The organism is Isoptericola sp. NPDC057391, assembly GCF_042668085.1.
GTDB lineage: Bacteria > Actinomycetota > Actinomycetes > Actinomycetales > Cellulomonadaceae > Isoptericola.
The window spans coordinates 1-7,720 of the sequence record NZ_JBHVBO010000187.1 but is presented as its reverse complement, the minus strand read 5'-3'; the positions used below and the strand labels follow the sequence as shown (position 1 = coordinate 7,720).

Sequence of the window (7,720 nt, the reverse complement as noted above, 5' to 3'; positions counted from 1 at the left end):
GGCGTCGGCCGCGCGCCGTCGGACGCCTTGGGACCGCGGGCCGAAGGCCACGTTCTGCCGCACGGACAGGTGCGGGAACAGCAGGGGCTCCTGCGCCAGGAGCGCGACGTGCCGGGCGTGCGGCGGCACCCAGGTCCGGATGCGGCCGCCGTCGGCGCGCACCAGGGGGCGCCCGTCGAGGGCGATGCGCCCGTCGTGGGGTCGCAGCGTGCCGGCGACCAGACCGAGCGCCGTCGACTTGCCCGCCCCGTTGGGGCCGAGCAGGGCGAGGGTGCGGCCCTCGGCGACGTCGAGCTCGACGTCGAACCCGCGGGCGGGCAGCGTGGCGGCGAACGTCAGGGTCACCGCGGGCCCCGGTCCCGGCGCGTGGCGGCGATGACGAGGACGGCGACGACGACGAGCAGCAGGGACAGCGCGACGGCGGCGTCGGGATCGGTCTCGCGCTGCAGGTAGATCTCGAGCGGCAGGGTGCGCGTGACGCCCTGCAGGCTGCCGGCGAACGTGATGGTGGCGCCGAACTCGCCGAGGGCGCGGGCGAACGACAGCACCGCCCCGGACAGCAGGCCCGGCCACACGAGGGGGAGGGTCACGCGGCGCAGCACCGTCGTCGGGCGCGCGCCGAGCGACGCCGCGACCACCTCGTAGCGGGCGCCCGCCGTGCGCAGGGCCCCCTCGAGGCTCGTCACGAGGAACGGCAGCGCGACGAACGTCTGCGCCAGCACCACCGCCGTCGTCGAGAACGCGACCTGCAGGCCCGCGACCTCGAGCGTCTCGCCGAGCAGGCCGCGGCGGCCGAACGTGTAGAGCAGCGCGATGCCGCCCACCACGGGCGGGAGCACCAGCGGCACCATCACCAGCGAGCGCAGCAGGTCGATGCCGGGGAAGCGGCACCGCGCCAGCACCAGCGCCATCGGGACCCCGAGCACGAGGCACGCCACCGTGCTCGCGGCCGACGTCTGCAGGCTGAGCAGCAGCGCGGCCCGCGCGGACTCGCTGCTGATCAGCTCCCAGTAGCTCGACCAGTCGACCCGCGTCGCCATCGCCACCAGAGGCAGCAGCACGAACAGGCCGCCCACCGCGGCGGGCGCGAACGCCCACCGGGGCAGGCCGACGGCGGCTTCGCCGGTGGATCGCGTCGGGACTCGCACGGGCACCTACGGTCCCGCGAAGCCGAAGCCCGCGAGCGTCCGCTGCCCGTCGTCCGACAGGACGAGGTCGACGAACTCCTGGGCGAGCTCCGCCTGGTCCGCGTCGGCCACCGGGGCGATCGGGTAGGTGTTGACGGCCTCGGCCGACTCGGCGAACTCGACGCCCTCGACGTCGTCCCCCGCGGCGGCGACGTCCGTGACGTACACGAGCCCGGCGTCCGCCTCGCCGGCGGTCACCTTGCCGAGCACGTCGGTGACGCTCTGCTCCTCGCTCACCGGCCGCAGGTCCAGGCCCGCGGCGTCGGCGACCTTCGCGGAGGCCGCCCCGCACGGCACCTCCGGCGCGCACAGCACGAGCTTCACGTCCGGGTCGGCGAGGTCCTGCAGGGACTCGACGCCGGCCGGGTTGCCCGGCGGGACGGCGATCTCCAGCGTGTTGGTGGCGAAGTCCTGCGGGGCGCCGACCAGGTCGTCGGCGACGAGCCTGTCCATGGTCGCCGTGTCGGCGGAGGCGAAGACGTCGGCCGGCGCGCCCTGCTGGATCTGCGCCACCAGGTCGGAAGACCCGGCGAAGCCGAGCTGCACGTCCACGCCGTCGTGCGCGGCCTCGAACTGCACGGCGAGGTCCTCGAACGAGCCCTTCAGGGACGCCGCGGCGAACACGGTGAGCGTCGTGGTGCCGGCGTCCTCGCCGTCGGCCCCCGACGCCGACGTGCCGCAGCCGGCCAGCGCGGTCACGGCGAGCGCCGCGGCGCCGACGGCGACGTGCTTCCTCAGGCGGCGTCCCCGGACTGTCGGCATGCTCACGCCTCCGCCTCGATCACGACGGTCGTCGACTTGATGACCGCGACCGCGACGGAGCCGCGCTCGAGCCCGAGGTCGCGCACGGCCTCGCTGCTCATGAGCGACACCACGCGGAACGGCCCGCACTGCAGCTCCACCTGCGACATGACCGGGTCGCTCTGGATGTCGGTGACGAGCCCGACGAAGCGGTTGCGCGCCGAGCTCTTCATCCGGCCCGGCAGCGCGGGGACGGTCGCGTGCTCGCGCGCCACCATCGCCACCTCGTACCCGTCGACGACCTTGCGCCCCGACGCGTCCGTCGTGGACCCGAGCAGCCCGCGGTCGATCCACCGGCGCACCGTGTCGTCGCTGACGCCGAGGTACACGGACGCTTCCGAAACTCGCATGTGCGGCACGAGTAGAAGCATAGCCCCGCATCTGCGGGGAGCGCTGTGGGGGCGGCCCTCGCCGGGGACCACGGGCGGCGGGGGACATAGGCTGACGCCCGTGCATGACGACGTGACGCAGCGGCGGTCGGTGGCCGCCCACGCGGCCGCGGTGGCCGAGGTGGTCGAGCCCGCCCTGGCGGCGGCGCGCGGTCGGGCGTCCGCGCGGGTCGACGTCGCGACGCTGCTGACGCAGGTGGGGGCGGGCGCGGGGCTCTCGCCGCGGGTGCTGGCGCGCGACGCGACGGCCGCCGTCGCGCTGCCCGGCTTCGACAACTCCCAGATGGACGGGTACGCGGTGCGTGCGGCCGACGTCGCCGGGGCGTCCGCCGACGTCCCGGTGGTTCTGCCTGTCGTCGCCCCCGTCCCCGCCGGCACCCAGCCGCCGCCGCTGGGCCCGGGCGCCGCGGCGCCCGTGATGACCGGGGCGCCCGTGCCCGCCGGGGCCGACGCCGTCGTCCGGATCGAGGACGCGGACCCGCCGCGCTTCCCGGACCCGGCGACCTCCGCGGAGGTCCGGTTCGCCGCGCCCGTCGCGGCGGGCACGTTCGTGCGCACCGCGGGCTCCGACGTCGCGGCCGGCGACGTGCTGGTCCCCGCCGGGACGCCGCTGGGCGCGTCGCAGCTCGGGGCGCTCGTCGCCGCGGGCGTCACGACCGTCGAGGTCGCGCCGCCGCCGCACGTGCTGCTCGTCTCCACCGGCTCGGAGCTGGCCCCGGCGGGCGCGCCGCTCGGCCCGGCGCAGGTGCACGACGCCAACGGGGCGGCGCTCACCGCCGCGCTCGGGCAGGCGGGCGCCCGCGTCACGACCCGCGTCGCGCCGGACCGGGCCGACGCGCTGCTCCGGGTGCTCGCCGACGCGCCGGGCGACGTCGCCCTCGTCGTCACGACCGGCGGCGTCTCCGCGGGGGCGTACGAGGTGGTGCGCCAGACGCTCACGGGCGCCTGGTTCGGGCACGTCGCCGTCCAGCCGGGCGGGCCGCAGGGCCTCGGCACGGTGACCCTCCGGTCCGGGCTGGACGTGCCGCTCGTGGCGTTCCCCGGCAACCCGGTCAGCGCGTACGTGTCCTTCGAGCTGTTCCTGCGCCCGGTGCTCGCCGCGGCGACGGGCGCGGCGCCCGCCCGCCGGGCCACCGGCCGCGCGCCCCTCGCCGAGCCGCTCGACTCGCCGCCCGCCCTGCACCAGGTGCGGCGTGGCACGCTCGACGCCGACGGGCGCGTGCGCATGACCGGCGGCCCCGGCTCCCACCTGCTGACCCACCTCGCCGCGGCGACGGTCCTCGTGCACGTGCCGCCCGGCGTCGCGCACCTCGACGCCGGCGACCCCGTCGACTACCAGGAGCTCCGTTGACCGACCCGACCGACCCCACCGACCCGACGCAGGGCCTGTCCCACTACCGGGCCGACGGCGCGGCGCACATGGTCGACGTCTCCGCCAAGGACGTGACGAAGCGCCAGGCCACCGCGACGGGCGTGCTGCGCACGCGCGCCGACGTCGTCGCGCGGATCGCGTCGGGCGACCTGCCGAAGGGCGAGGCGATCGCCACCGCCCGCATCGCCGGGATCCTGGGCGCCAAGCGCACGCCCGACCTCGTGCCGCTGTGCCACCCGCTACCGATCTCCGGCGTGGAGATCGACGTCGTGCCCGCTCCCGCCGGGTCCGGCACGGTGGCGATCACCGCGACCGTGCGCACCACCGGCCGCACCGGCGTCGAGATGGAGGCGCTCACCGCGGTGACGGTCGCCGGGCTGACGCTCTACGACATGATCAAGGCCGTGGACAAGGCCGCCGTGCTCACCGACGTGCAGGTCGTCGCGAAGTCGGGCGGCAAGTCGGGCGACTGGGCGCGCGCGGCGGCCGACGCGGGCGGGGAGGACGCATGACCGGCACCCACGATCACCACGGCACGCACGACGACGGGCACCCCCAGCGCCGCGTCGCCGTCGTCGTCGCCTCCGACCGTGCGGCGGCGGGGGAGTACGAGGACCGCTCGGGCCCGGCGGCCGTCGCGTGGTTCGCCGCCCGTGGCTGGCGCACGTCGCCGCCCGTCGTCGTGCACGACGGCGAGCCGGTGCGCGAGGCGCTCGCGGCACTCCTCGTGGCGGCGCCGGACGACGTGCCGCATCTCATCGTCACCAGCGGCGGCACCGGGCTCGGCCCGCGCGACCGCACCCCGGAGGCGACGCGCGCCGTCCTCGACCGCGAGGTCCCCGGGATCGCCGAGCTCGTCCGCGCCCGCTCCCTCACGCCCACGGACCCGGCGAAGCGGGCCGTCCCGGCGGCGGCGCTGTCCCGCGGCGTCGCCGGGGTCGCCGGGCGCACGCTGGTCCTCAACCTGCCCGGCTCCGTCGGCGGCGTGACCGACGGGCTCGACGCGCTCGCCGAGGTGCTGCCGCACGCCGTGGACCAGCTCGCCGGCGGCGACCATCCGGCCCCGGCCCTCGAACCCGGCACCTCGACCGGCGAGGCGGAGGTGCTGCGTGCCGACGTCGTCGACTCGGCCCTGGACCCGCTGGTGGCGGAGCTCGGGGCACTGGTGCGCGACGACGCGTGCGGCGCGGTGGCGACGTTCACCGGCTACGTGCGCGACCACGACGGCGGGCGCGGGGTCGCACGGCTGCACTACGAGGCGCACCCGGACGCGGCGACGGTGCTGCGGGAGGTGGCGGACCGCGTCGCGCGCCGCACGGCCGCGGCGACGGGGGACCGCGTGCGCGTCGCCGTCGTGCACCGGACCGGCGACCTGTCGATAGGCGACGTCGCGGTGGTGGCGGCCGTGGCGGCGGGGCACCGGCAGGCGGCGTTCACCGCCGCGTCGGACCTGGTCGAGGAGCTCAAGGCCGAGGTGCCGATCTGGAAGGAGCAGGGCTTCGCCGACGGCACGTCGGAGTGGGTGGCCTCGCTCGGCTGAGGCCGAACGCGCAGGTCACCTGCTGTTCACCTGAGGGTCGGTGTCACGACGACGTGACGCCACCGGTGCTCCCTACGTTCGGGCACGTCACCCCCCTGTCCCACCCTCAGGAGTGCCCGATGACGATCGCCCCCGAGTCGCGCCCGCTGCTGGAGCTCGCGGCCGCGCCTCACGACCCTCACTACGCGCGCGGCAAGCGCAGCCCGGTCACGTGCCGGCTCAAGTGTGCCGACGCGTGCTCGCACCCCGCGCCCAACGAGTCCGCCAACGAGTACTTCCGCGACGTCGCGGCGCGGGCGCTGTCCCGCCGCGTCATGCTCGGCGGTCTCGCCGCCGCGGCCGCCACGGTCGTCGTCGGCGCCCAGGTGGCGGGCGCGCCCGGCGCGAGCGCCGTCGCCGCCGGCCGCGGGCACGGCGCGGGCAAGGGCCTCGCGTTCGGCGCCATCGCGCCGCAGGACGCCGCGGTCGACGCGTTCGTCGTGCCCGAGGGGTACGAGTGGTCGCCGATCATCCGTTGGGGCGACCCGATCCTGCCCGGCGGTCGCGCGTTCGACGCCGCGCGCCAGACGCCGGAGCAGCAGGCCAAGCAGTTCGGCTACAACGTCGACTACCTCGACATCCTCCCGGCCGACCCGGACGACGTCCGCCCGCACGGGAAGACGAAGCGCGGCACGCGCGGCCTGCTCGTGAGCAACCACGAGTACACCAACGCCGGGATCATGTTCGACGACTCGTACGACGCCGCCACGCGCCGCGCCATCGAGCGCGCGGCCTGGGGGCTGTCCGTCGTCGAGGTGCGCCGCGACCGCGAGGGCTCGCCGTGGACCTACTCGCGGATCAGCCGCTACAACCGCCGCATCACCGTGGACACCGAGTTCCGCGTGGACGGCCCGGCGGCCGGCTCGTACCTCATGAAGACGGTCGAGGACCCGAGCGGCACCCGCGTGCGCGGCACGCTGAACAACTGCGCGGGCGGGACGACGCCGTGGGGCACCGTCGTCTCCGGCGAGGAGAACTACAACGCCAACTTCCGCGTCAACGGCAAGGACCCGCGCGACGCGCGGTACGGCCTCAAGGACGCGGCGACGAGCTACGGCTGGGAGCTCGACGACCCGCGGTTCGACGGTCGCAACCCCGGCTACGAGTACGAGAGCCACCGCTTCGGCTGGATCGTCGAGGTCGACCCGTACGAGCCCGACGAGGCGCCCGTGAAGCACACGGCGATGGGCCGCTTCAAGCACGAGGGCGCCAACGTCATCCTGTCGAAGCGCGGTCACGCGGTCGCGTACATGGGCGACGACGAGCGCTTCGACTACGTGTACAAGTTCGTGTCGAAGAACCGCTTCCGCGAGGGCAGCAGCCGGTGGGCGCGCCGCCACAACAAGACCCTGCTGTCCGAGGGCGACCTGTACGTCGCGCGGTTCCGGGGCGACTCCCCGGCGTCGGAGATCGACGGCTCGGGCGCGGTGCCCTCCGACGGCGGGTTCGACGGCACCGGCGAGTGGATCCCGCTCGTGAAGGACGGCGAGTCGCGCGTGCCCGGGATGACGGTCGAGGAGGTGCTCGTCTTCACGCGGCTGGCCGCGGACGCCGTCGGCGCCACCAAGATGGACCGCCCGGAGGACGTGGAGCCGAACCCGCTCACCGGCCGCATCTACGTGGCGTGCACCAACAACACCGACCGCGGCAAGGAGGGCAAGGAGGGCGCCACCGAGCCCAACCCCCGCACCACCAACCGCGACGGCCACGTGGTGGAGATCATCGAGGACCGCGGCGACCAGACCGCCACGACGTTCACCTGGAACCTGCTGCTCGTCGCCGGCGACCCGTCGGTGAACGGCTCGACGTACTTCTCCGGCTTCCCGGCCGACCGGGTCTCGCCGATCTCGTGCCCGGACAACCTCGCGTTCGACGCCGAGGGCAACCTGTGGATCTCCACGGACGGCGCCCCGTCGACCATCCAGAAGTGCGACGGACTGTTCAAGGTGACCCTCACGGGTCGCCAGCGGGGCCGGGTGGAGCAGTTCCTGTCCGTGCCGCGCGACGCCGAGACCTGCGGGCCGGTCGTCGACTCGCGCGACGCGATGGTCTACGTCAACGTGCAGCACCCGGGCGAGGACGGCACCTTCGACGCGCCGAACTCCTACTTCCCCGACTACCTCGCCGAGGGCGAGCGAGCCCCCGCCGGCGCCTGGCGCGGCCCCCGGCCGTCGACGATCCAGGTCTACAAGGCCGGCCGCGGCGAGCACCCCGGCCACGGTCACGGGAACGGCCACGGCCATGGGAACGGGAACGGGAACGGGAACGGTCACGGCAGGGACGGCGACCGCTGGGACGGCCCCGGGCCGTTCCCGTGGCCCCGCCGCCGCTGACCCCCTGGTCGCGAGATAGAGAACCCCGAGTCGCGAGATAGAGAGGCCGCGACAGGGCC

Annotated in this window: 8 protein-coding genes; 4 read left to right on the top strand and 4 right to left on the bottom strand. The window is 75.6% G+C overall.

The annotated features are described in order from the left end of the window. The 4 genes from ACFUVW_RS17870 to ACFUVW_RS17855 form a co-directional block, all read right to left on the bottom strand. On the bottom strand, positions 1–345 hold a 345-nt coding region (locus ACFUVW_RS17870), incomplete at its 3' end, for an ATP-binding cassette domain-containing protein (protein ID WP_430572652.1). Next, a complete protein-coding gene (locus ACFUVW_RS17865) occupies positions 342–1,148 on the bottom strand; it encodes an ABC transporter permease (RefSeq protein WP_430572651.1) in 807 nt (268 codons plus the stop codon). The genes ACFUVW_RS17865 and ACFUVW_RS17870, both read right to left, overlap by 4 nt. A 6-nt stretch (positions 1,149–1,154) precedes the next feature. Next, on the bottom strand, positions 1,155–1,949 hold the full coding sequence (gene modA / locus ACFUVW_RS17860; protein WP_430572653.1) for a molybdate ABC transporter substrate-binding protein: 795 nt from the start codon (positions 1,947–1,949) through the stop codon (positions 1,155–1,157). A gap of 2 nt (positions 1,950–1,951) precedes the next feature. Continuing rightward, complete coding sequence (locus ACFUVW_RS17855) at positions 1,952–2,347, bottom strand: molybdopterin-binding protein (protein WP_430572650.1); 396 nt, start codon at positions 2,345–2,347, stop codon at positions 1,952–1,954. Positions 2,348–2,438: 91 nt separating this feature from the next. Here ACFUVW_RS17855 and glp point away from each other — a divergent pair, with 91 nt between their 5' ends. The 4 genes from glp to ACFUVW_RS17835 all read left to right on the top strand — a co-directional run bounded on the left by glp (position 2,439) and on the right by ACFUVW_RS17835 (position 7,661). After that, positions 2,439–3,728: a gephyrin-like molybdotransferase Glp gene (gene glp, locus ACFUVW_RS17850; protein ID WP_430572649.1), complete on the top strand. Its 1,290-nt coding sequence runs from the start codon at positions 2,439–2,441 to the stop codon at positions 3,726–3,728. Further along, the gene (gene moaC, locus ACFUVW_RS17845) at positions 3,725–4,261 is read left to right on the top strand and encodes a cyclic pyranopterin monophosphate synthase MoaC (protein ID WP_430572648.1); all 537 of its coding nucleotides are present in this window, start codon (positions 3,725–3,727) and stop codon (positions 4,259–4,261) included. The genes glp and moaC overlap by 4 nt, the downstream gene beginning before the upstream one ends. Beyond that, positions 4,258–5,289: a molybdenum cofactor biosynthesis protein MoaE gene (locus ACFUVW_RS17840; RefSeq protein ID WP_430572647.1), complete on the top strand. Its 1,032-nt coding sequence runs from the start codon at positions 4,258–4,260 to the stop codon at positions 5,287–5,289. The genes moaC and ACFUVW_RS17840 overlap by 4 nt, the downstream gene beginning before the upstream one ends. A gap of 119 nt (positions 5,290–5,408) precedes the next feature. Beyond that, positions 5,409–7,661: a PhoX family protein gene (locus tag ACFUVW_RS17835; protein WP_430572646.1), complete on the top strand. Its 2,253-nt coding sequence runs from the start codon at positions 5,409–5,411 to the stop codon at positions 7,659–7,661. The last annotated feature ends 59 nt before the right edge of the window (positions 7,662–7,720 follow it).

Coding starts and splice junctions, on each gene's coding strand:
- ACFUVW_RS17840 (WP_430572647.1), top strand. CDS start 4,258: ATGACCGGCACCCACGATCACCACGGCACGCACGACGACGGGCACCCC.
- ACFUVW_RS17835 (WP_430572646.1), top strand. CDS start 5,409: ATGACGATCGCCCCCGAGTCGCGCCCGCTGCTGGAGCTCGCGGCCGCG.
- modA (WP_430572653.1), bottom strand. CDS start 1,949: ATGCCGACAGTCCGGGGACGCCGCCTGAGGAAGCACGTCGCCGTCGGC.